The sequence below is a fragment of the Streptomyces sp. NBC_00370 genome (genome assembly GCF_036084755.1).
In the GTDB taxonomy this organism is placed as follows: domain Bacteria; phylum Actinomycetota; class Actinomycetes; order Streptomycetales; family Streptomycetaceae; genus Streptomyces.
Genome location: NZ_CP107968.1, coordinates 2,676,743 through 2,698,709 on the forward strand (window position 1 = coordinate 2,676,743; position 21,967 = coordinate 2,698,709).

The window sequence follows — 21,967 nt, forward strand, 5'->3', positions numbered from 1 at the left end:
ACAAACCAATTCACAAGCCGGTAACTGTCATGTAGCTCACATGTCACGCACAGGTACGCTGATCAGGGGAAAAGCAGACCGGAATGAGGCTCAGGTAGTGACTGTCGGGCAGCCTGTAGGGCTGCGCGCCCGCAAGAAGCAGCGCACTCGCGACGCCCTGCTGCGCGCCGCGCTCGAATTCTTCACCACCCGCGGGTACGAACAGACAACGGTCGATGAAATCGCCGATGCCGTCGAGGTCTCGCAGCGTACGTTCTTCCGCTACTTCGCCAGCAAGGAGGAGGTCGCCTTCGACGTCGTCTCGACGGTCGAGGGGGAGTTCGTCGCGGCGCTGCGGCAACGGCCCGCCCACGAGGGCCCGTTCGAGGCGATGCGCAACGCCGTCGCCGTCGGCTGGGACCGCGTGGACGAGGCGATCATGGCCGTCGTCCCGGTCGAGCTGTACATGCGGACGTACCAGATGATCGAGTCGACGCCCGCGCTGCTCGCCATCCATCTGCGCCGCGCCAGCGTGCTGGAGGACGAGATCGCCCGGCTCGTCGCCGACCGCGCGGGTCTCGACATGGACACCGATCCGCGGCCACGGGTCGCCGTCGCCGCCTTCACCGGCGTGCTCAGACTGGCGGGCCGGCTCTGGGGACAGGGCAGCGATCCGAGTCTGGAGGCGCTGCGCGCGCTGACGGAGGGTTATCTGGACCAGCTGGCCCCCTCGCTCACCGGCGAGTGGGGACATGCCCGGCCGAAGCCGTATATGCGCGGCGGACAGGCGTCGTAGCGTTACCGTCGGTTCATTCCCACGTATGCCGTGATCTGCTTCACCCTTGTCGTGAGGGGTGCCACGTGTCTTCTAGGGTGGTCTGTCAGTGACTTCCTTCAGCCCCACCTCCGCCCTCACCGTGTGGCGCACCCTGCTCGCGCTCGCCGTGGTGTTCGTGATGCTGGCAACGACCGGCTGGACCGCTGTACAGCAGCAACGCGGCCCTGGTGAACCCTTGGAGGCCGCCTTGGCCGCGTGGCGCAGGGCGACGGCCGGCGGCAGCCAGCGGCTGCCCGACCCCGCCGCCCCGCCGAAGCGCCTCGCGGCCTTCTTCGGCTCCCTGACCGCCGCCGAACAGACACGACTCGCCGACCGCTTCCCGCTGGTCGTCGGCAATCTCAACGGCGCTCCCGTCACCCTGCGCTACCGCGCCAACCGGCGCGCCCTCGACCAGGCACGCAGGATCGAGACGCGCCGGATGCGCGACGCGAGGCTGTCGGCCGACGGCCGCAGCGACGCCGGGCGCACGATGCGCCGCTACGAGTCGCTGCTGCGCGGCAAGCGGCAGATCCTCGCCTTCGACCCCTCCGGCAAGGGCCGGGCCGCCGAGGTCTTCGGGGACCTGGACAGCGCCCGGCGCGTCTCGGTCGTTGTCCCCGGTGTCGACACGGACCTGCTGTCGTTCGAGAAGTTCAACGACAAGAAGTACACGGCGCCCGTGGGCATGGCCGAGTCGCTGTACGCGGCCGAGCGCGCCGCGGCGCCCGACACGCACACCGCCGTGATCGCCTGGGGCGACTACACCGCGCCCGCCGGGCTCGGCATGGACGCGGCCACCGGCAAGCTCGCGGAGAACGGCGCGGTACGGCTGTCGGCGCTCACCGGCGCGCTGCCTGGCCGGTCGAGCGTCTCGCTGTTCTGCCACAGCTACGGCTCCGTGGTGTGCGGCGTGGCGGCCGACCAGCTGCCGTCCAGGGTCGCCGACGTGGCCGTGGCCGGCAGCCCGGGGATGCGGGTGGCGGACGCCCGCCAGTTGCACACCGACGCCCGGGTCTGGGCCATGCGCGACAGCGACGACTGGATCGAGGACGTGCCGCACCTGGACTTCGCCGGGCTCGGCCACGGCGCCGACCCGATGGCACGCGGCTTCGGCGCCCGGGTCATCTCGGCGGCCGGCGCGCGTGGTCACGGCGGCTACTTCGAACCCGGTACGGAGAGCGTCGGCAACTTCGCCGAGATCGGCGTCGGCGCGTACGCGGCGGTGACATGTGCCCACGGAGGCAGCGCGTGCCGCAGTGGAATCCGTGGTGCGGGAGAGAGCTGACGCGCGTAGATTTTCCTGCTTCGGCAGCAGACGCGCGGGCGCACGCCGCCTAAGATGCACCACATGGGTGATGTGCTGGCCGGAATTCATACCACCTGGGAGTTCGAGGGCGACTCCGTGCTCGTCCGCTTCGAAAGAGGGATACGCACGCCGAAGCTCCTCCAGACCCTCCGCGAACGCCGCATCCCCCACAAGGCGTTGTCGTCGGTCACCCTCTCCCCGGGCAAACGCGGAACCGTCGTACTGCACGCCGTGCCACGGCCGGGCGCCGACCCGCTGATGGACGCGGCGGCGGGGCAGCTCAAGGAGAGCTGCGACCCGTACCGGCTGGTGGTCCCCGCGGGGCGCGAGACGCTCGCCGAGTACTACGCCGACGAGCTGCGGGCCGTGCTCACCAGGACCGCCGGGTCGGCGGACCCGGGTACGGACGAGCCTGAGCCCGCCGAGCGCTATCTGGTGACGGCGCCCGAAGCGCCGCTGCTGTTCAAGGCGTACGACGGCAAGGCCTCCTTCGACGGCAGCCGGGTCACCTTCCGGTGGTTCTGGACGGGCGCCTCGTCCGCCAAGTGGAAAGCCGGCGACCAGAGTTTCCACGTCGCCGAACTGCGCGGGGTCGAGTGGCGCTCCCCCGAGGTCTTCGACGGCCATCTGCGGCTGCTGCGGCGCGGCGACGGCGAGGCGGACGCGCCGGACCCCGAACGGCCGGGCCAGGCCGACCACGACCCGGCGGCGGTGGTGTTCGGGCTCGGCTACGGCCCCGTCCACGAGTCGCTGCCGTTCGCCGCCGCCGTACTGGCCGCCGTACGGGGCGCGGGCCGCAGCCCGGTGCCCGTCCCCGCGACGGCGGGCAACGCGCGCGGCCCCGCCGCTGTCGCCGAGCGGATCCGGCATCTGGGCGAGCTGCACCGGGCGGGGCTCGTGACGGACGCCGAGTTCAGCGCGAAGAAGGCCGAACTGCTCGCCGAGCTGTGACGCGTACGAGCCGTGGAGCGTGGCCATGGAGCGTACGCGCCGTGACGCGTAGCACCTGGGTACGACGGCGGGACCGGGTCTCCCGGATGAGGCGGGGGCGCGGCGCCTTGCCTAGGCTGGGCAGGCCATGACTCCGGTCCGGACCCCGCAGCTGAGGAAGCCCCTTTGACCATTCGCGTGATCATCGTCGACGACCAGGCCATGGTGCGCGCCGGTTTCGCCGCGCTGCTGTCGGCGCAGGCCGACATCGACGTGGTGGGCGAGGCGCCGGACGGCAGGCGCGGCATCGAGGTCAGCCGTGCCACCCACCCGGACGTGGTGCTGATGGACGTGCGGATGCCGGAGCTGGACGGACTCGCCGCCGCACGGGAGCTGTTGGACCCGCCGGCCGGGGTGGTCCATCTGCCGAAGGTGCTGATGCTGACCACCTTCGACGTGGACGACTACGTCTACGAGGCGCTGCGCGCCGGCGCCTCGGGCTTTCTGCTGAAGGACGCGCCGCCCGCCGATCTGATCGCCGCCGTACGGGTCGTGGCGGCCGGTGACGCGCTGCTCGCGCCGTCCGTGACCCGGCGGCTGATCGCGGACTTCACCCAGCGGCGCCCCGTCCAGCGCAAGGACCCGGCCCTGCGGCTGCACGGCCTCACCCCGCGCGAGACCGAGGTGCTGGAGCTGATCGCCAGGGGGCTCTCCAACCTGGAGATCGCCGCCGATCTGGTGGTCGCCGAGCAGACGGTGAAGACCCATGTCGGCCGGGTCCTGGCCAAGCTGGATCTGCGGGACCGCGCCCAGGCCGTCGTGTTCGCCTACGAGTCGGGACTGGTCACCCCCGGCGCCGCGAACTGACCCTCCCCTACCCGGGTATCACCCGGCGGTTGGCTCCCCGGTGCGATGTCCGCGCCGGTGTCCTCTTCCTACCTTTCTGCCGCACGCCACGGACGAGCAGCGGAAGAAGGAGCAGGACATGCGCCGTCGCACGAGGACACTGGCCGCCGCCGTACTGACGGCGATCGTGGTCGGGGGTACGGCCGGATGGGCCTTCACCGGCACGCAGACCCCGGTGACAGGCCCGCCTCCCGGGACTGCTTCATGGCGCGCCGACACCTCGCTCGGCAGGGCGCTCCCCGACCCCGTCACCTCGACGCCCCGTCAGACGGCCGCGTTCTTCGCGGACTTGACGGCCGCACAGCGGCAGCAGCTGGTACGGCGGCACGCGTCGGTCGTCGGCAATCTCGACGGCGCGCCGCCCGCCCTGCGCTACGAGGCCAACGCCCTTGCCATCAGGGCCGGTCACGACCCGCGCTACCGGCACCTGGCCGCTGCGGGCCGACAGATCCTGGCCTTCGACCCGCGCGGTCGCGGTCAAGTCGCCGAGGTGTTCGGCGACCTGACGAAGATTCAGCATGTGTCGGTGGTGGTGCCGGGATCCGACATCGACGCGTCCACCTTCGACCGTACGAAGGACCGCGACGGCGCGCTGGCGGGGATGGCGCGCTCGCTGCGGGCCGCGACGGGAGACCGTACCGCCGTGGTCGCCTGGGCCGGTTATACGACGCCGGTGGGGCTGGGTCTCGACGCGGCGACCGGCCGGCTCGCCGACGCGGGCGCCGACCGGCTGACCCGGTTCACCCGGGGGCTCGAAGCGGCGGGCGTGGCGGAACCCGCGCTGTTCTGCCACAGCTACGGTTCGGTCGTCTGCGGCCTCGCCGCCCACGAGGTGCGCGTCAGCGACATCGTCGTGTTCGGCTCGCCCGGCATGCGGGCGCACAACGAGGCGCAGTTGCACACCCGCGCCCGGGTGTGGGCCGCCAAGGACCCGTCCGACTGGATCTCGAAGGTGCCCAACGTCGAACTGGCCGGGCTCGGCCACGGCGCCGACCCGACGGACCCGGACTTCGGCGCCCGCAGGGTCGACGCGTCGGACGCGCACGGGCACACCGGCTATCTGGCGCCGGGCACCGCGTCGCTCAGGGCCTTCGCGGCCATCGCCGAGGGGCACGTCCGATGAGGACGCCCCCCTCGCTCACCGGCCGGCTCGCCGTACCGGCCGCTACTCGCGGCCCGCCGACGTGAACGCCATGTCGGCGTACCGGCCGCCCACGACCTGCCCGGCGATCGGCTCCAGCAGCTCCAGCTCGCTCTCCGTGAGGACGATCCGGGTGGCGGCGATGTTCTCCTCGATCCGGCTGCGCTTACGCGTCCCCGGGATGGGGACGACGGCCAGCCCGTACCGCGCGGCCCGCTGCTGCACCCAGGCCAACGCGATCTGCCCGAGGGAGGCGTTGTGCCCCTCGGCGACCTTGCGCACCGGCGCCAGCAGCGCGGCGTTCGCCGCCGCGTTGTCCCCGGTGAACCGGGGCTGCTGCCGGCGGAAGTCGTCGGCCCCCAGCTCCTTGTCGGCGCTGACGAACGAGCCGGTCAGGAAGCCGCGGCCGAGCGGCGAGTACGGCACGAGCCCGACGCCGAGGTCGACCGCCGCACCGATGACGCTGTCCTCGATGTCCCGGCTGAACAGCGACCACTCGGACTGCAGGGCGGCGATCGGGTGCACGGCCTGCGCCGTACGCAGCTCGGAGGCGGTGACCTCGCTCAGCCCCAAGTGCTTGACCTTGCCCTCGGCCACCAGCTCGGCCATGGCGCCGACGGTGTCCTCGATCGGGACGTTCACGTCCCTGCGGTGCATGTAGTACAGGTCGATCGCCTCCACGCCCAGGCGCTTGAGGCTGCCCTCGACGCACTGGCGCAGATATGGCCGGTCGTTGCGGATGGTCCGCTTCGTCGGGTCGGTCGGGTCGGTGCCCAGCGAGAACTTCGTCGCGAGGACGATCTCGTCGCGGTGCGCCTGGACGAACGGCGCGATGAACTTCTCGTTCTCGCCCGCGCCGTAGGCGTCGGCGGTGTCGTACAGCGTCACACCCAGTTCCAGGGCGCGCTCCAGGGTGGCCCGCGCCTCCTCGACGTCGGTCGGGCCGTAGGACTGGCTCATGCCCATGCAGCCGAGCCCCTGGATGCCGGCCTCGGGACCATCGGTGCCGAGCCGTACGGTGGGGAGCTTGTTGTCGCTCATCAGGGTTCAGACCCTCTCCGGCGCGGTGCGCGCGCCCGCGTAAAAACTGATCTTGTGGTCGAGCACGGCGACGGTGTCGTGCAGCTCGGCGATCCGGTGCAGTACGTCGCGCCGGGTCCGCTCCAGCAGTTCCTGCCGCTCCTCGAAGGTGTCTTCGCCGATCCGGATCAGCTCGGCGTAACGGACCATGTCCGCCACGGGCATCCCGGTCAGCCGGAGTTTGCTGACGAAGGCGAGCCAGTCCAGGTCACGGTTGCTGAACCGGCGCTGGCCGGTGTTGGACCTGTCGACGTGCGGCATCAGCCCGATCCGCTCGTACCAGCGCAGGGTGTGCGCCGTGAGTCCGGTGATCGCGGCGACCTCGCTGATCGTGTAGCGGTCCTGGCCGTCCGGGCGCGGATGCGCGAGGGGCGCCGATACGCAGATGTCGGTCCGGTCCTGGGTCGGCGCGGGGCTGCTCTCGATCAACGTCATACCCTCCACGCTAAATCCTTGGAGTGCACTCCAAGCAAGCGAAATCGGGTACGGCTTTCCAAGCTTGCGCGACTAGCGTGCCGACCATGACTGCTGCACGCCGCGCGGATCCGGCGGACGCCGGGGAACTGGTACGTCTGCGCACGATCATGCTGAATTCGCTGAAGCCTTCGACCGATACCGGCTGGCAGCCGGCCGCCGTCCGGGCGCTGCGCGAGCGACTGGCCGACCCGGCCGGGGATCTCGCCGCGTTCGTCGTGGACGGTCCGGACCGTACAGGGGTGCTCGCCGCGTGCGCCGTCGGGGTGGTGGAGCACCGGCTCGGCAGCCCCGAGAACCCCGCGGGCACCACCGGCCACGTCTTCAGCGTCGCCACCGACCCGGCGATGCGCAGGCGCGGCTACTCACGTGCCTGTATGCGGGCGCTGCTGGGGTGGTACGAGGAGCGCGGCGTCCGCAGGATCGATCTGCACGCCTCACCCGAGGGCGAGCCGCTGTACGCCTCCCTGGGCTTCGCCCGCACCCCGGCTCCCGCCATGCGGCTGACGCTCTAGCGTCCTTTAGGCTCGTGGCCATGGAGAGCCTGGCACTCATCGAGAACTGGCCCGTGCCGAACGCGGCGGCGGCCGTCGTACGGGCCGACGGCACCGTCGTCGGGACGCACGGTCCGACGTCGCGGGCGTTCCCGCTCGCTTCCGTGACGAAGCCGCTCGCCGCGTACGCCGCGCTGGTCGCCTACGAGGAAGGTGCCGTCGAGCTGGACGAACCGGCGGGGCCCGAGGGGTCGACCGTCCGCCATCTGCTCGCGCACAGCAGCGGTCTGGCCTTCGACGAGCACCGCGCGACGAGCACGCCGGGCACCCGCAGGCTCTACTCGAACGCCGGCTTCGAAGTCCTCGGCGACCACATCGCCAAGGCGACCGAGATCCCGTTCGCCGACTATGTGCACCAGGCGGTGCTCGAACCGCTCGGGATGGTGTCGACGTCCGTCGCCGGCTCCCCCGCCAAGGACGGCGTCTCGACCGTCGACGACCTGGTGCGCTTCGCCGCCGAACTCCAGACGCCCCGGCTGCTGGATCCGCGTACGGTCCTGGAGGCGACGACCGTCGTCTTCCCCGGGCTCAGCGGGGTGCTGCCGGGTTACGGCAACCAGAAGAACAACGACTGGGGGCTCGGCTTCGAGATCAGGGACGCCAAGTCCCCGCACTGGACGGGCAGTTCGTCCTCGCCGCGCACCTTCGGGCACTTCGGCCAGTCCGGTACGTTCCTGTGGGCCGACCCGGAGGCGGGCGCCGCGTGCGTGGCGCTGGCCGACCGGGACTTCGGGCCGTGGGCGGTGCAGGCCTGGCCGTCGTTCACCGACGCCGTGCTCGCCGAACTGGCCGCAGGCGCCTGAGAGTCGGCCCGGCACCACCCACCCGACGATCAGCCCGCCATCTCCCAGACGAGCACCTCGGCCGCCGCACCGGCCGTCACCTCGATGCCCCGCGCGTCCGTGATCCGGGCCGAGTCGCCCGATTCCAGCTCCTCCTCGCCCAGCCACAGACTGCCGCGCACGACATGGACGTAGACGTACGCGGCGTCCGGCACGGCCGCCCGCTCGCCCTCCTGCAACCGGCGTACGTGGAGCATCGCACCGGCCTGCGGGAGTGCGTACGGCGTGGAGTCGGCGATGCCGCGCACGATCTCGTACGCCGGTGCGCCGCCCGGCTCCAGCGGGGCGAGCCACATCTGTACGAAGACCAACTGGCCCGTGCCGTCGTTGCGTTCGACATGCCGTACCCCGCCGCCCGAGCTGAGCCGCTGGACGTCGCCCGGCCGTACGACGGTGGCGTTGCCCGCCGAGTCCCGGTGGGTCAGCTCCCCTTCGACGACCCAGGTGACGATCTCGGTGTGGCTGTGCGGGTGTTCGTCGAACCCGGCGCCCGGCGCCAGCCATTCCTCGTTGCAGGCGAGCACGGCGCCGAAGCGGAGATTGTCCGGCTCGTAGAAACGGCCGAAGGAGAAGGCGTGCAGGGTCTCGATGCCCCGGTCCGCATCGCCTCCGAGATAACGGTCCTCTGCGTACCGCACAGTAATCACCGGACTACCGTAGCCCCGCCCGGCCAGGTACTCGCCCTGATAAGGCAGTCTTGTCCCCGTGCCTGAACCCGCGAACGAAGCCCATGAGCACTCCGCGACGCTGCGCCGCCTCGAGCAGTCCTCCGGCCGGCTGGCCGCGAACGCCATCGCGCTCATGGACCAGACGCTGCCGTGGTACCGGGCGATGCCGCCGGAGAACCGCTCGTGGATCGGTCTCGTCGCCCAGGCCGGTATCGCCGCCTTCACCGAGTGGTTCCGGCATCCGGAGGCGCCGCAGGCCATTTCGACCGACGTCTTCGGCACGGCGCCGCGCGAGCTGACCCGGGCCATCACGCTGCGGCAGACCGTGGAGATGGTGCGGACCACGATCCAGGTCATGGAGACCGCCATCGAGGAGGTCGCCGCACCGGGCGACGAGTCCGTGCTGCGCGAGGCGCTGCTGGTCTACGCCCGGGAGATCGCCTTCGCGACGGCCCAGGTCTACGCGCAGGCCGCCGAGGCGCGGGGGGCGTGGGACGCGCGGCTGGAGTCCCTGGTCGTGAACGCCGTGCTGTCGGGCGAGGCCGACGAGGGCGCCGTCTCGCGGGCGGCGGCGCTGGGCTGGAACTCCCCGGAGCATGTCTGCGTGCTGCTCGGCACGGCGCCCGACGGGGACAGCGAGCTGACCGTCGAGGCGATCAGGCGGGCCGCCAGGCACGCCAAGCTCCAGGTGCTCACCGGGGTGCTCGGGGACCGGCTCGTGGTGATCGCGGGCGGCAGCGACAATCCGCTGCAGGTCGCGAAGGCGCTGATCGGCCCGTACGCGGCGGGGCCCGTGGTCGCGGGACCCGTCGTACCCGATCTGCTGGCAGCGACGAAGTCCGCGCAGGCCGCCGCTGCCGGTCTCAAGGCGTGCGCCGCCTGGCAGGACGCCCCCCGCCCGGTGCTCGCCGACGATCTCCTGCCGGAGCGCGCCATCGCGTCGGACCCGGCCGCTCGTGTCCAATTGGTGGAGGAGATCTACAGACCGCTGGAGGAAGCGGGTTCCGCGCTCCTGGAGACTCTGAGTGTCTATCTGGAGCAGGCGAGCAGCCTCGAAGGCGCGGCCAGGATGCTCTTCGTCCACCCCAACACCGTCCGCTACCGGCTACGACGTGTGACTGACGTCACCGGGTGGTCACCCTCCGATGTGCGCTCCGCGTTCACGCTGCGAATCGCCCTGATCCTGGGGAGGCTGGCCGCCTTGGAGTCGAAGTCCTAAGCTTTTGTAGGACTCTTACAGTTAGCTTCACGGTTCTTGGTCCCTGTCCCCAGGGGCGCCAACGACCGTCCACAAGAGAGAGTGTGAGGGTGCTCGTACTCGTCGCTCCCGGCCAAGGCGCTCAGACGCCCGGCTTCCTGACTCCCTGGCTCGACCTCCCCGGTACCGAAGACCGGCTGCGGGACTGGTCGGCCGCCATCGGCCTCGATCTGGTGCACTACGGAACGAAGGCCGACGCGGACGAGATCCGCGACACGGCGGTGGCCCAGCCGCTGCTGGTGGCCGCCGCGCTGCTGTCGGCCCGTCAGCTCTTCCCCGCCGGTGACCTGGCGTCCGCCGTCGGCGCCGTCGCCGGGCACAGCGTCGGCGAGATCGCCGCCGTCGCGCTGGCCGGCGTGGTGTCGGACGACGCCGCGATGGGTCTGGTCCGTACGCGTGGCATGGCCATGGCCGACGCGGCAGCCGTCACGGAGACGGGCATGTCGGCGCTGCTCGGCGGCGACCCGGAGACGACGCTCCCGCATCTGGCGAAGCTCGGTCTGACGCCCGCCAACGTGAACGGCGGCGGGCAGATCGTGGCGGCCGGCACGCTCGAACAGCTCGCTGCGCTGGAGGCGGACAAGCCGGAGGGCGTCCGGCGTGTCGTGGCGCTCAAGGTCGCCGGGGCGTTCCACACCCGGCACATGTCACCCGCGGTCGAGCGGCTGGAGGCGGCGGCAGCCGCGCTGGACCCGGCCGACCCCGTCGTGCCGTACGTCTCGAACAAGGACGGCGAGACCGTCGCCACGGGCCAGGAGATCCTGACCCGGCTGGTGGGGCAGGTCGCGAACCCGGTCCGCTGGGACCTGTGCATGGAAACGTTCACGCACCGGGGTGCCACAGCCCTTGTCGAACTCTGCCCCGGCGGTACGCTGACCGGCCTCGCCAAGCGTGCGATGCCCGGGGTCAAGACGCTCGCGCTGAAGACCCCCGACGACCTCGACGCGGCCCGCGCGCTGATCGCCGAGCACTCCTCCACGGCCGAATAGGAGCCAGAGAGCATGTCGAAGATCAAGCCCAGCAGGGGCGCCGCGCACGCGCGCATCATGGGCGTCGGCGGTTACCGCCCGACGCGCGTGGTGCCCAACGAGGTGATCCTCGAAACGATCGACTCGTCCGACGAGTGGATCCGCTCCCGCTCCGGCATCGCGACCCGGCACTGGGCGTCGCCCGAGGAGACCGTCTCCGCCATGTCCGTGGAGGCCGCGGGCAAGGCCATCGCCGACGCCGGGATCACCCCCGAGCAGATCGGCGGCGTGATCGTCTCGACCGTCTCGCACTTCAAGCAGACCCCGGCCATCGCGACCGAGATCGCCGACAAGATCGGCGCGGGCCGCCCGGCGGCCTTCGACATCTCGGCGGGCTGCGCGGGCTTCGGCTACGGGCTGACCCTCGCCAAGGGCATGATCGTCGACGGCTCGGCCGAGTACGTCCTGGTCATCGGCGTGGAGCGGCTGTCCGACCTGACCGACCTGAGCGACCGCGCCACGGCGTTCCTGTTCGGTGACGGCGCCGGCGCCGTCGTCGTGGGCCCGGCGAAGGAGCCGATGATCGGCCCGACCGTCTGGGGCTCCGAGGGCGACAAGTCCGAGACCATCAAGCAGACGGTCTCCTGGACCGAGTGGGGCGGCCCTGGCGAGAAGTTCCCCGCCATCACGCAGGAGGGCCAGGCGGTCTTCCGCTGGGCCGTCTTCGAGATGGCGAAGGTCGCCCAGCAGGCGCTCGACGCGGCCGGGGTCAGCCCCGCCGACCTGGACGTTTTCATTCCGCATCAGGCGAACATGCGGATCATCGACTCGATGGTGAAGACTCTGAAACTGCCGGAGAGCGTCACGGTCGCACGTGACGTGGAGACGACAGGCAACACCTCCGCCGCCTCGATTCCGCTCGCGATGGAGCGGCTCCTGGCGACCGGAGCGGCGAAGAGCGGCGACACCGCGCTCGTCATCGGCTTCGGGGCGGGTCTCGTGTACGCCGCGACGGTCGTTACCCTCCCCTAGGCACCGGATCTTTCCGGACCGTGCCACCACATTTCCCTCAGCCCAACATCGAAGGAGCGCCCACATGGCCGCCACCCAGGAAGAGATCGTCAGCGGTCTCGCCGAGATCGTGAACGAGATCGCCGGTATCCCGGTCGAGGACGTCCAGCTGGACAAGTCCTTCACCGACGACCTGGACGTCGACTCGCTGTCCATGGTCGAGGTCGTCGTCGCCGCCGAAGAGCGCTTCGACGTCAAGATCCCGGACGACGACGTCAAGAACCTCAAGACGGTCGGCGATGCTGCCGATTACATCGCCAAGCACCAGGACTGATCCAGTTCGTGCGTGACGCCACCCGGCGGTGGCGCCGTAAAAATTCAGCACCCTCTACACGTGGAGAAAGAATTCCAGTGAGCCCGACCAATCGCACCGTGGTCGTCACCGGTATCGGCGCAACCACACCACTGGGTGGCGACAGCGCATCGACCTGGGAAGGTCTCCTCGCGGGCCGCTCAGGCGCCCGCACGATCGAGGACGAGCGGTTCGCCGACCTGCCGGTACGGTTCGCCGCCCTCGCCGCGGTCGACCCCGGTGACGTCCTGCCGCGCCCGCTCGCCCGCCGACTGGACCGCTCGGCGCAGTTCGCGCTGATCGCGGCCCGTGAGGCGTGGGCGGACGCCGGTTACACGGGCAAGGCCGGTGAGGACGCCGCTGTCGACCCCGACCGGCTCGGTACCGTCGTCGCCTCCGGCATCGGCGGTGTGATCACGCTGCTCGACCAGTACGACGTACTGCGCGAGAAGGGCGCACGCCGCGTCTCCCCGCACACCGTGCCGATGCTGATGCCGAACGGCCCCTCGGCCAACGTCTCCATCGAGGTGGGGGCCCGCGCGGGCGCACACACTCCCGTCTCCGCCTGCGCCTCGGGCGCCGAGGCGGTCGGGTACGCCGTCGAGATGATCCGTACCGGCCGCGCCGACGTGGTCGTCGCCGGCGGCACGGAGGCGTGCATCCACCCGCTGCCCGTCGCCGCCTTCGCCAGCATGATGGCCATGTCGAAGAACAACGACAACCCGACGGTGGCCTCCCGCCCGTACGACAAGAGCCGTGACGGCTTCGTCATCGGTGAGGGCGCCGGGATCGTCATCCTGGAGTCGGCCGAGCACGCGGCGGCGCGCGGCGCGAAGGTCTACTGCGAGATCCTCGGCCAGGGCGTCTCCTCGGACGCGCACCACATCGCGCAGCCCGAGCCGACCGGCCGCGGCATCGCCAAGGCGCTGGAGAACCTGCTGGCTTCGACCGACCTCAAGCCGGCCGAGGTCGTCCACCTCAACGCGCACGCCACCTCGACCCCGCAGGGCGACATCGCGGAGATCAGGGCGCTGCGCCAGGTGCTGGGCGACGACCTGGACCATGTGGCCGTCTCGGCGACGAAGTCGATGACGGGCCATCTGCTGGGCGGCGCCGGCGGTATCGAGACGGTGGCGACGGTCCTCGCGCTGCACCACCGCACCGCTCCCCCGACGATCAACATCGACGAGCTCGACGAAGAGGTGGAGGCGGACATCGTCCGCGACAAGCCCCGCGCGCTCCCTTCGGGCACGATCGGCGCGATCAACAACTCGTTCGGCTTCGGCGGCCACAACGTGGTCGTGGCGTTCCGTACGGTCTGACGACGCGACAGCGCAACGCCAGGTGCCCCGCCCGGTTTCCGGGCGGGGCACCTGCGCGTTCCGGGCCTGACGGCAGGCTCTAGTCGAAGCTGGCGAAGTACGAGGCCGCCATGTCCTTGTCGCCGTGGCCCTGTTCCTCGGCGCGGCGGAAGCGTTCGGCGCCCGCCGCCGTGAGGTCCATCCGTACGTCCGCCGCTTCCGCCGCCTCGACGATCAGCCGCGCGTCCTTGGCGGCCGTGGAGAGGGCGAAGCTCGGCGGCTCGTAGCCGTCGGACAGGATCACGTCGGACTTGATGTGGAGATAGCCGCAGTCGATGCCCCCGCCGGCGACCGCGTCGAAGAAGCTCTGCGGGTCGACGCCGAGCCCCTTCGCGAGGCCCAGCGTCTCGGCCGTGCCGTGGGTGAGGGCCAGCACCCAGTTGTTGCAGACGAGCTTGAGCCGGGTGGCCGCCGCCGTCGTGGCGTCGTCGGCGACCCAGATCGTGCGCTGGCCGATCGCTTCGAGTACGGAGCCGACCTTGGCGCGCGCCTCCTCGGGGCCCGCGGCGAGCACCGTCAGCTGTCCAGCCTCGGCGGGGCCCTTCGTGCCGAGCACCGGGGAGTCGACGAACAGGACGCCCGCCTGCCGGGCCAGCTCGGCCAGCTCAGTGACGGAGCCGAGGTCGACGGTGGTGGCCTGCAGCCAGACGGCGCCGGGCCGCAGCCCCGGCGCCGCGGCCGTGGCGGCCTCCAGGGCCGCGGGGCCGTCGTACAGCGTGGTGATGACGGTGTCGGCGCCGGTCACGGCCTCCGCCGCGGTCGCGGCGAGTTCGGCGCCTTCGGCGGCCAGCGGCTCGGCCTTGGCGGCGGTGCGGTTCCAGACCCGTACGGTGTGGCCGGTACGGAGCAGGTTGTGGGCGATCGCCGTGCCCATGATGCCGGTACCGAGGACAGCTACTGTCGAATGTTCAGCCATGGGACCTACCGTAAGGGCGGTCCGTGGCGCGGCTGCGGACGGCGGTCGGACGATCTGTCAGACGACCTGGTGCAGCCAGCGGACCGGGGCGCCCTCACCGGCGTAGCGGAAGGGCTCCAGCTCGTCGTCCCACGGTTTGCCGAGCAGCTTGGCGATCTCCGCCTCCAGCTGCGTCTCACCGTGCTGCGAGCGGGCGAGGGCGGCGCGCAGCCGGTCCTCGGGGACCAGGATGTCGCCGTGCATCCCGGTGACGGCGTGGAAGATGCCCAGGTCGGGCGTGGCGCTGTAGCGCTCGCCCTCGGCGGTGGGGCAGGGCTCGGCCGTCACCTCGAAGCGCAGCATCTGCCAGCCGCGCAGGGCGGACGCGAGTTTGGACGCGGTGCCCGCCCGGCCCTGCCAGGAGAACTCGGATCTCCAGGTGCCGGGGGACGCGGGCTGGCGGATCCAGTCGAGCTGGACCCGCAGGCCGAGCACGCCTGCTACCGCCCATTCGATGTGCGGGCACATCGCGCGTGGTGCGGAGTGAACGTACAGAACTCCACGTGTCGTCACCGGGACCTCCAGTGTGGGACGAGGTTCGCCTTTCCCAGCGGCCTCAGTAAACATCATCGGGAGTTAAACTCCGCAAAAGGGACAGCATGTGACGTGATGTAATTTACCGGAGCCTGCGGAACGGGCGCCTCTGGTTCGACGTGGCAAAAGCTACCGTGCGGCGGAGGGCCGGGGGTGTCGTACGGTCGGTCCGGGGGCCGATTCACGCGAAGCTTTCACTCGCCAGGACTCAGGGGAGCGTGTTCATGGGGGTAGGACGCCGGAAGGGCCGGGTACGGTTCTGCGCCGCGACGGTCGTGACAGCGGCCGTGCTCGCGGGCAGCGGGGCGCTGGCCGGCTGTGGCTCGTCCGGGGGACCGCCGGACGGCGGTGCGTCGAGGCGGGCAAGCCCGGCGCCGAAGCCCGTCCCGGTCTGGAACCGCAGCCCGCGCTCGGTGGCCGCGGTCGGCGATTCGATCACCCGTGGTTTCGACGCGTGTGTGCCGTTCAGCGACTGCCCCGAGGTGTCCTGGGCGACCGGCACGGACAGCGGTGTGGACAGCCTCGCCACCCGGCTCGTCGGCGCGCCGACCGCCGCGAAACGCAGCTGGAACGAGGCGCGGTCGGGGGCCCGGATGGCGGATCTGCCGGGCCAGATGGCGCAAGCGGCGCGGCGCGTGCCGGATCTGGTGACGGTCATGGTCGGCGCCAACGACGCCTGTCAGGACTCGGTGGACCTGATGACGCCGGTGGCCGACTTCCGTACGTCGTTCACCGCCGCCATGCGCCGGCTGCGGACCGGCGCCCCCAAGGCGCAGGTGTACGTGTCGAGCGTGCCCGACCTGAAGCGGCTGTGGTCGACGGGGCGTGACAACCCGCTGGGCCGGCAGATCTGGAAGCTGGGGATCTGCGCGTCGATGCTCGGCGATGCGCAGGACGACGGCGCGGCGGCGCAGCGCCGCAGGGAGACGGTGTACGACCGGGTCGTGGCGTACAACGGCGTGCTGAAGGACGTGTGCGCGAAGGATGTGCGCTGCCGCTACGACGGCGGGGCGGTCTTCGACTTCCGGTTCACCGGCGAGCAGCTGAGCCCGTGGGACTGGTTCCATCCCAGCAAGGACGGCCAGGGCGAGCTGGCGGAGATCGCGTACCGCAATGTCACCGCTCTCAGAGCCCCGGCGTAGGGTTTCGCCGTGACTGACATACGCCGCGAAGAAGCCGGTACGACGGCCGACTCCACCCCTGTCCACGCCTGGACGCTGGAGCGGGCCGGTACCCGGGTCAGGCTGCTGACGTACGGCGGTGTCATCCAGTCGCTCCAGGTGCCCGGCCGGGACGGTACGCGGGCGGACGTGGTGCTGGGGCTGCCCGCCCTGGCGGACTATCTGACGTCCAGCGGCCCGTACTTCGGCGCGCTGATCGGCCGGTACGCGAACCGGATCGGGGGCGCGGCCTTCACCCTGGACGGCCGGACGTACCGGCTGCCGGCCAACGACGGGGACAACTGCCTGCACGGCGGCGGGTACGGCTTCGACCGGCGGGTGTGGGACGCGGAGCCCGTCGAGGACGGCGTGCGGCTGTCCCGGACCAGCCCGGACGGCGAGGAGGGCTTCCCCGGCCGGCTGGACGTATCGGCGGCGTACACGCTGACGGCCGCGGGGGCGCTGCGGATCGACTACCGGGCGGTGACGGACGCGCCGACGCCGGTCTGTCTGACCAACCACACGTACTGGAACCTCGGCGGCGCCGGCAGCGGCCCCGCGGGCGGCCATGAACTGCGCATCGCCGCCGGGCACATCACGCCGGTGGGCCCGGGTACCGTCCCGACGGGCGAGCTGACGCCGGTCGGCGGGACCCGGTTCGACTTCCGCGAGGCGCGGGCCGTGGGCCAGGGGTACGACCACAACTTCGTGCTGGACACCGCGGGTCCCGACGAGGTGGCGGCCGAGCTGTACGACCCGGTCTCGGGGCGGCTGCTGATCGTGACCACGACCGAGCCGGGGATGCAGCTGTACACCGGCGACAGCTTCGACGGGAAGCCGTTCGGGCCGGGTGACGGTGTCGCGCTGGAGACACAGCACTTCCCCGACTCGCCCAACCGCCCGGAGTTCCCCGCCACGGTGCTGCGGCCGGGCGAGGTGTACACGTCCTCGACGACGTACGCCTTCGGGATCCGCTGAGCCGGACCCTCAGGTGCTCCGGGGGCCGCGCGTATGTGTACGGCCCCGGGGCGGTGTCAGGTTCCGCCTCGGGGCCGTACACGTTTTCTCCCCCTACCCCCGGCTATGCCTCGGTATCCACCACGGCACTCAACCGGCGGTCGGCGACGGAACGGGCGGCCTGGATCTCATATCTGCCCGCGACGTACGTCCAGGAACCGGACTCCTCGTCCCAGATCTCGAAGGCCCTGCGCGGCAGCGGGATCCGCGCCTCGACGCTCTCCCCCGGCGCCGCCTCGACCGAGGCGAACCCGGCCAGCCAGCGGGCGGGCCGCTCCACCGTCGGCGCGCCGTCCGCGCTCGTGACGGGCGCGAGATAGATCTGGACGACCTCACGGCCCGCGCGCGGCCCGCTGTTGGTCAGCCGCACCCGCACCTCGGTGCCGGTGGCCTCGATCGTCTCGTAGCTCCACTCGGTGTAGCCGAGCCCGTGGCCGAACGGGTACGCGGGGGTCGTACCGGCCCGCTCCCAGGCCCGGTAGCCGATGAAGACGCCCTCGGTGTAGTGGAGTTCGCCCTCGGCCGTCGGGGTGGTGTCCGACACGGGCGCGTCGGCGAGCACGGCGGGCCAGGTGGTCGGCAGCCGGCCGCCGGGCTCCTCGGCGCCGAGCAGGACGTCGGCGAGCGCAGCGCCGCCCTCCTGGCCGGGGAACCAGCTCAGCAGGACGGCCGCCACGTCGTCGCGCCACGGCAGCTCCACGGGCGAGCCGGTGTTGACGACCACGACGGTGTTGGCGTTGACGGCGGCGACGGCCCGTACGAGGTCGTCCTGGCGGCCCGGGAGCTTGAGGTCCTTGCGGTCGAAGCCCTCGGACTCGACGGCGTCGGTGGTGGCGACCACGACGACAGCGGTGTCTGCGGCGCGGGCCGCCTCGACGGCCTCGGCGATCAGCTCGTCCGGGTCGAACTGCGGCCCGAGGTGGAGCAGCGAGAAGCTGACGGCGGCCATCGGGAGGTCGTCGGCCTTGTGGACGACGTCGCGCAGCGAGACCTCGACGGGCACGCCCGCCGCCAGCTCGACCCGGGCGCGCTCGGTGGGCGTGCCGAAGAAGGCGGCGAACGGGTCGGAGTCGGTGCCCCGTCCCTGCTCTCCCTCGAAGACGGTCTCGCCGCCGACGGCGAGCGTGAGGCCGCCGACGCCGCGGGTACCGAAGGTGTGCTCGCCGCTCTCGCGCGGGGTGAAGGTGCCGCGGATCTCGACCGTGTGGAGCTCGTCGAACGCGACGCCGTCGGGCAGGTCGCTGCCGACCCACTGGACCCGGCCGTTGGGCAGCGGGTCACTGGCCAGCACCCGACCGTCGGCTGCCGTGCAGACGGCCGCCAGCGCGAACCCCTTCTCGGCGACGGCGAGTTCGGTGCTGGGGTCGGCTCCGACGGTGTAGGTCAGGGCGCCTTCGGGCAGCGCGGCCGTGAGCCCGTCGAGCGGCGAGACGACATGGTCGGGGAAGACCGTCGCCGAACCGCCGCCGAGGATACGGGCGTCGCGCGCCGCGGCGCCGCTGAGGGCGATCGTGCCGGCTGCCGGGTCGAGCGGCAGCGCGGGGCGCCCGTCCCGTACGTCGTTGCGTACGAGCACGAAGGAGCGGCGGGCGATCTCGCGGGTCAGCGCGTCGCCGTCGACGGTCGCGGGCGGCTCGGTCACGACGGCGGGTGCGCCGTCCAGGACGCCGACGCGGGCGGCGAGCCGCAGGACGTTGCGTACGGCTTCGTCGACCGCCGCCTCTTCGACCTCACCGGCCCTGACGGCGGCGGCGAGCGCGGGGCCGTACACCGTCTTGGGACCCGGCATGGCGACGTCGAGGCCGCCGATGAGGGCGCCGGTGGTGGAGCGCGCCGCCAGCCAGTCGGAGACGATGTACCCGTCGAACCCCCATTCGCCGCGCAGGACTTCACGCTGGAGGTAGCGGTGCTCGGTCATGCTCGTGCCGTTGACCGTGTTGTACGCGGCCATGATGCCCCAGGGGTGGGCGTTGGCGACGATCGCCTCGAACGGCGCGAGGTACAGCTCGCGCAGCGGCCGGGGGGTGACGACGTTGTCGACCGTGAAGCGGTCCGTCTCGGCGTCGTTGGCGACGAAGTGCTTGACGGTGGTACCGACTCCGCCGTCCTGCACGCCTTGGACGTAGCCGGTGCCGATCGCGCCGGTGAGGAAGGGGTCTTCGCTGTACGCCTCGAAGTGCCGGCCGCCGAGCGGCGAGCGGTGCAGGTTGACGGTCGGCGCGAGCAGGACGTGCACGCCCTTGCGGCGGGCCTCCTGGGCGAGCAGCCGGCCGGCCCGGCGGGCGAGACCGGGGTCCCAGGCCGCGGCGAGCGCGGTCGGCGAGGGGAGCGCGACGGACGGGTCGTCGGCCGTCCAGCGGACGCCGCGTACCCCGACGGGCCCGTCGGACATGACCAGTGAGGCGAGGCCGATCTGGGGAAGCGCCGGCAGGGACCACTGGTCCTGCCCGGCGAGCAGCCGTGTCTTGGCGTCCAGGTCGAGCTTGCCGAGCGCCGCCTCCACGGCGTCGTTACGTGCCTCGTCGGCCCCTGTGCTGGGTGCGCCTGCCACGGCCGTACCTCCTCGTGAACGTCCGGAATGATGGTTACATGGTGAACCTGCTGCCTGTAAGTGGGTAGGGTTCGTAATTCTTTCGTTACATTAATGGCGGGAAGGACCGAGCTGGATGGCGAGAGCCAGGACTGAGGAGCGGCGCGCCGAGATCCTCCGCGCGGCCTTGGAGGTGATCGCCGAGCGCGGCTACCGGGGCACCACGCTGGGCGCTGTCGCCGAGCGGGTGGGCCTCACCCAGCAGGGGCTGCTGCACCACTTCCCCACCAAGGAGGCCCTGCTGGTCGCGGTCCTGGAGGACCGGGACACCTGGGACACGGGGGGCGGCGGCAGCGACCGCAAGGGGTGGCGGCTCGAACTGCTCACCTCACTGGTGGACTACAACGCGATGCGGCCCGGCATCGTGCAGACCTTCTCCGCGCTCCTCGGCGAGTCCGTCACGGAGGACCACCCGGCGCGGGACTTCTTCACGCACCGCTACGACCAGGTGCGGGGCAACATGACGGCGGTGTTGCGCGACGAGTTCGGCGACCGGCTGCCGGGCGGACTGACCCCGGAGCAGGCGGCGCCGCTGCTGACGGCGGTGATGGACGGGCTTCAGTACCAGTGGCTGCTGGACCCGGACTCGGTGGACATGCCGGGCGCGTTCCGCGACTTCCTCACCCTGCTGCGGGCGGGAGGTTCAGGGCCTGCGGCGTGACGGGGGCGCCGGCGGCGGGCGCCGTGCCGGGCGCGGGCTCGCCGGCGGACGTCTCGCCGCGCGCGGGGTCGCCTTCGGACGTCTCGCCGGTCAGACGGCGCGCGAGGAGGGTGGCTCCCGCCACGGCGCCGGGCATCAGGAAGACCGCGACGACCGGGACGAGGAAGGCGAGCGTCAGCGGGACGCCGAAGCCGAGGGTGAGCATCCGGCGACCCCGGAGCATCCGGAGCCGTTCCCGCAGCTCGATCCTGCGGCGCTGGAGCGCGACGGCGGTCAGCTCCTCGGCGAGGAAGAAGCCCGAGACGCAGAAGCCGATCGCGGGGACGACGGTCTGGCCGACGACGGGGATGAAGCCGAGGCCGAAGAACAGGATGCCGTAGAGCGCGACCCGGACCAGGATGCGCAGGCTGTCCCGCGCCGAGATCCACAACTCCCGCCAGAACGGCCCCGACTCGGGCACGTCGCCGCCCTCGGCGCGGTCGACGGCCTCGGACAGCGACTCGTAGAAGGGCTGGCCGACCAGCAGCGTGACCGCGGTGAAGGTCACCACGAGGAGGAACAGGACGAGGGCGAAGATCAGCACGGTGAAGGCGTCACGGAACAGGCCCTGCCAGGGCGACGACCAGTCGTCGGCGAAGGGCGTGGCCCAGGCCGCCAGGTCGTCGGCGCCGTAGACGAGCCCGATCAGGGCGCCCGCGTACAGCACGAGCGTGACCAGACCGGGCAGCAGGCCGAAGCCGAACCACCGGCCGTGGCCGAGGACCCAGCGCTGGCCCTTCATCAAGTACCCGAAACCCGCCCCGAGATCATGCATACGTCAAAGCCTATCGGCTCGGTGCCTGACAGGCTCCTGACGAACGGGACGGGGGCCCGGCCGGAATCCGGCCGGGCCCCCGCGTGGTGTCGCGGCGTCGCGCTGTGCCTGGTGCGGCGGGGTCAGGCGACGGAGAGGTCGACCTTGATGTTGCCGCGGGTCGCGTTCGAGTACGGGCACACCTGGTGCGCCTTCTCCAGCAGGTCCTTGGCCGTGGCCTCGTCGAGCGTCGGGAAGGAACCGATCAGCTCGACCGCGAGGCCGAAGCCGCCGGCGTCGGTCTTGCCGATGCTGACCTTGGCGGTCACGGTCGACCCCTTGATGTCGGCCTTCTCCTGGCGGGCGACGACGCCGAGCGCGCTCTGGAAGCAGGCGCTGTAGCCGGCCGCGAACAGCTGCTCGGGGTTGGTGCCCGCGCCGCTGCCGCCCATCGACTTCGGGGGGTTGACGGTCACGTCGAGGTTGCCGTCGTCACTGGCGACCCGGCCGTCACGGCCGTTCTCCGCCGTGGCGGTCGCGGTGTACAGCACGTCGATGTTCTGGATGCTCATACTGGTGCGTTTCCTTCTGCTTGTACGCCACGGCTCGC

The 21,967-nt window shown here is 71.6% G+C and carries 23 protein-coding genes; 15 read left to right on the forward strand and 8 right to left on the reverse strand.

All coding sequences use genetic code 11. The annotated features are described in order from the left end of the window. Positions 1–97: 97 nt before the first annotated feature. The 5 genes from OHS57_RS11755 to OHS57_RS11775 all read left to right on the forward strand — a co-directional run bounded on the left by OHS57_RS11755 (position 98) and on the right by OHS57_RS11775 (position 5,061). Complete coding sequence (locus OHS57_RS11755) at positions 98–775, forward strand: TetR family transcriptional regulator (protein ID WP_328581876.1); 678 nt, start codon at positions 98–100, stop codon at positions 773–775. An 88-nt stretch (positions 776–863) separates the two neighbouring features. Beyond that, entirely contained in the window at positions 864–2,081 is a 1,218-nt protein-coding gene (locus tag OHS57_RS11760; protein ID WP_328581877.1) for an alpha/beta hydrolase, read from the forward strand. A gap of 63 nt (positions 2,082–2,144) precedes the next feature. Further along, positions 2,145–3,053: a DUF4429 domain-containing protein gene (locus tag OHS57_RS11765; RefSeq protein ID WP_328581878.1), complete on the forward strand. Its 909-nt coding sequence runs from the start codon at positions 2,145–2,147 to the stop codon at positions 3,051–3,053. 165 nt (positions 3,054–3,218) lie between these two features. Further along, the gene (locus OHS57_RS11770) at positions 3,219–3,899 is read left to right on the forward strand and encodes a response regulator (protein WP_041990136.1); all 681 of its coding nucleotides are present in this window, start codon (positions 3,219–3,221) and stop codon (positions 3,897–3,899) included. A gap of 118 nt (positions 3,900–4,017) precedes the next feature. Beyond that, the gene (locus OHS57_RS11775) at positions 4,018–5,061 is read left to right on the forward strand and encodes an alpha/beta hydrolase (RefSeq protein WP_328581879.1); all 1,044 of its coding nucleotides are present in this window, start codon (positions 4,018–4,020) and stop codon (positions 5,059–5,061) included. 42 nt (positions 5,062–5,103) lie between these two features. Here OHS57_RS11775 and OHS57_RS11780 read toward each other — a convergent pair whose 3' ends face one another. Then, a complete protein-coding gene (locus tag OHS57_RS11780; protein WP_328581880.1) occupies positions 5,104–6,120 on the reverse strand; it encodes an aldo/keto reductase in 1,017 nt (338 codons plus the stop codon). Between the two features lie 6 nt (positions 6,121–6,126). Further along, positions 6,127–6,594 (reverse strand): MerR family transcriptional regulator, encoded by a 468-nt coding sequence (locus tag OHS57_RS11785; RefSeq protein WP_041990128.1) that lies wholly within the window; start codon positions 6,592–6,594, stop codon positions 6,127–6,129. 86 nt (positions 6,595–6,680) lie between these two features. On the opposite strand from OHS57_RS11785, the gene OHS57_RS11790 reads away from it, so the two are divergent. Together OHS57_RS11790 and OHS57_RS11795 are read left to right on the forward strand one after the other, a co-directional pair. Then, the gene (locus tag OHS57_RS11790; RefSeq protein ID WP_328581881.1) at positions 6,681–7,148 is read left to right on the forward strand and encodes a GNAT family N-acetyltransferase; all 468 of its coding nucleotides are present in this window, start codon (positions 6,681–6,683) and stop codon (positions 7,146–7,148) included. A gap of 20 nt (positions 7,149–7,168) precedes the next feature. Next, positions 7,169–7,990 carry a serine hydrolase domain-containing protein gene (locus OHS57_RS11795; protein ID WP_328581882.1) on the forward strand — a complete coding sequence of 274 codons (822 nt, stop codon included), beginning with the start codon at positions 7,169–7,171 and terminating at the stop codon, positions 7,988–7,990. Between the two features lie 29 nt (positions 7,991–8,019). Here the strand turns inward: OHS57_RS11795 and OHS57_RS11800 are convergent, their stop codons facing one another. Beyond that, positions 8,020–8,676 carry a pirin family protein gene (locus OHS57_RS11800; RefSeq protein WP_443042876.1) on the reverse strand — a complete coding sequence of 219 codons (657 nt, stop codon included), beginning with the start codon at positions 8,674–8,676 and terminating at the stop codon, positions 8,020–8,022. 58 nt (positions 8,677–8,734) lie between these two features. Here OHS57_RS11800 and OHS57_RS11805 point away from each other — a divergent pair, with 58 nt between their 5' ends. From OHS57_RS11805 to fabF, 5 genes are all read left to right on the forward strand, one after another. Next, the gene (locus tag OHS57_RS11805; protein WP_041990122.1) at positions 8,735–9,916 is read left to right on the forward strand and encodes a PucR family transcriptional regulator; all 1,182 of its coding nucleotides are present in this window, start codon (positions 8,735–8,737) and stop codon (positions 9,914–9,916) included. Positions 9,917–10,005: 89 nt separating this feature from the next. Next, entirely contained in the window at positions 10,006–10,944 is a 939-nt protein-coding gene (locus tag OHS57_RS11810; RefSeq protein WP_328585048.1) for an ACP S-malonyltransferase, read from the forward strand. A 12-nt stretch (positions 10,945–10,956) separates the two neighbouring features. Beyond that, positions 10,957–11,955: a ketoacyl-ACP synthase III gene (locus OHS57_RS11815; RefSeq protein ID WP_041990118.1), complete on the forward strand. Its 999-nt coding sequence runs from the start codon at positions 10,957–10,959 to the stop codon at positions 11,953–11,955. Positions 11,956–12,019: 64 nt separating this feature from the next. Continuing rightward, entirely contained in the window at positions 12,020–12,268 is a 249-nt protein-coding gene (locus OHS57_RS11820) for an acyl carrier protein (protein WP_041990116.1), read from the forward strand. A 77-nt stretch (positions 12,269–12,345) separates the two neighbouring features. Further along, entirely contained in the window at positions 12,346–13,608 is a 1,263-nt protein-coding gene (fabF, locus tag OHS57_RS11825; RefSeq protein ID WP_328581883.1) for a beta-ketoacyl-ACP synthase II, read from the forward strand. Positions 13,609–13,687: 79 nt separating this feature from the next. Here fabF and OHS57_RS11830 read toward each other — a convergent pair whose 3' ends face one another. Then, on the reverse strand, positions 13,688–14,563 hold the full coding sequence (locus OHS57_RS11830; RefSeq protein WP_328581884.1) for an NAD(P)-dependent oxidoreductase: 876 nt from the start codon (positions 14,561–14,563) through the stop codon (positions 13,688–13,690). 57 nt (positions 14,564–14,620) lie between these two features. Next, the gene (locus OHS57_RS11835) at positions 14,621–15,115 is read right to left on the reverse strand and encodes a DUF3145 domain-containing protein (RefSeq protein ID WP_328581885.1); all 495 of its coding nucleotides are present in this window, start codon (positions 15,113–15,115) and stop codon (positions 14,621–14,623) included. 245 nt (positions 15,116–15,360) lie between these two features. On the opposite strand from OHS57_RS11835, the gene OHS57_RS11840 reads away from it, so the two are divergent. After that, on the forward strand, positions 15,361–16,278 hold the full coding sequence (locus OHS57_RS11840) for an SGNH/GDSL hydrolase family protein (protein ID WP_328581886.1): 918 nt from the start codon (positions 15,361–15,363) through the stop codon (positions 16,276–16,278). Positions 16,279–16,287: 9 nt separating this feature from the next. Then, positions 16,288–17,274 carry an aldose epimerase family protein gene (locus tag OHS57_RS11845; RefSeq protein WP_328581887.1) on the forward strand — a complete coding sequence of 329 codons (987 nt, stop codon included), beginning with the start codon at positions 16,288–16,290 and terminating at the stop codon, positions 17,272–17,274. Between the two features lie 103 nt (positions 17,275–17,377). On the opposite strand, the gene OHS57_RS11850 is transcribed toward OHS57_RS11845, so the two are convergent. After that, positions 17,378–19,864: a glycoside hydrolase family 3 protein gene (locus OHS57_RS11850; RefSeq protein ID WP_328581888.1), complete on the reverse strand. Its 2,487-nt coding sequence runs from the start codon at positions 19,862–19,864 to the stop codon at positions 17,378–17,380. 115 nt (positions 19,865–19,979) lie between these two features. Here OHS57_RS11850 and OHS57_RS11855 point away from each other — a divergent pair, with 115 nt between their 5' ends. Then, on the forward strand, positions 19,980–20,564 hold the full coding sequence (locus OHS57_RS11855; RefSeq protein WP_041990099.1) for a TetR/AcrR family transcriptional regulator: 585 nt from the start codon (positions 19,980–19,982) through the stop codon (positions 20,562–20,564). Here OHS57_RS11855 and OHS57_RS11860 read toward each other — a convergent pair. Continuing rightward, complete coding sequence (locus tag OHS57_RS11860) at positions 20,524–21,378, reverse strand: EI24 domain-containing protein (protein ID WP_328581889.1); 855 nt, start codon at positions 21,376–21,378, stop codon at positions 20,524–20,526. The genes OHS57_RS11855 and OHS57_RS11860 overlap by 41 nt on opposite strands. 122 nt (positions 21,379–21,500) lie before the next feature. Further along, on the reverse strand, positions 21,501–21,929 hold the full coding sequence (locus tag OHS57_RS11865) for an organic hydroperoxide resistance protein (RefSeq protein WP_041990093.1): 429 nt from the start codon (positions 21,927–21,929) through the stop codon (positions 21,501–21,503). Between the last annotated feature and the right edge of the window lie 38 nt (positions 21,930–21,967).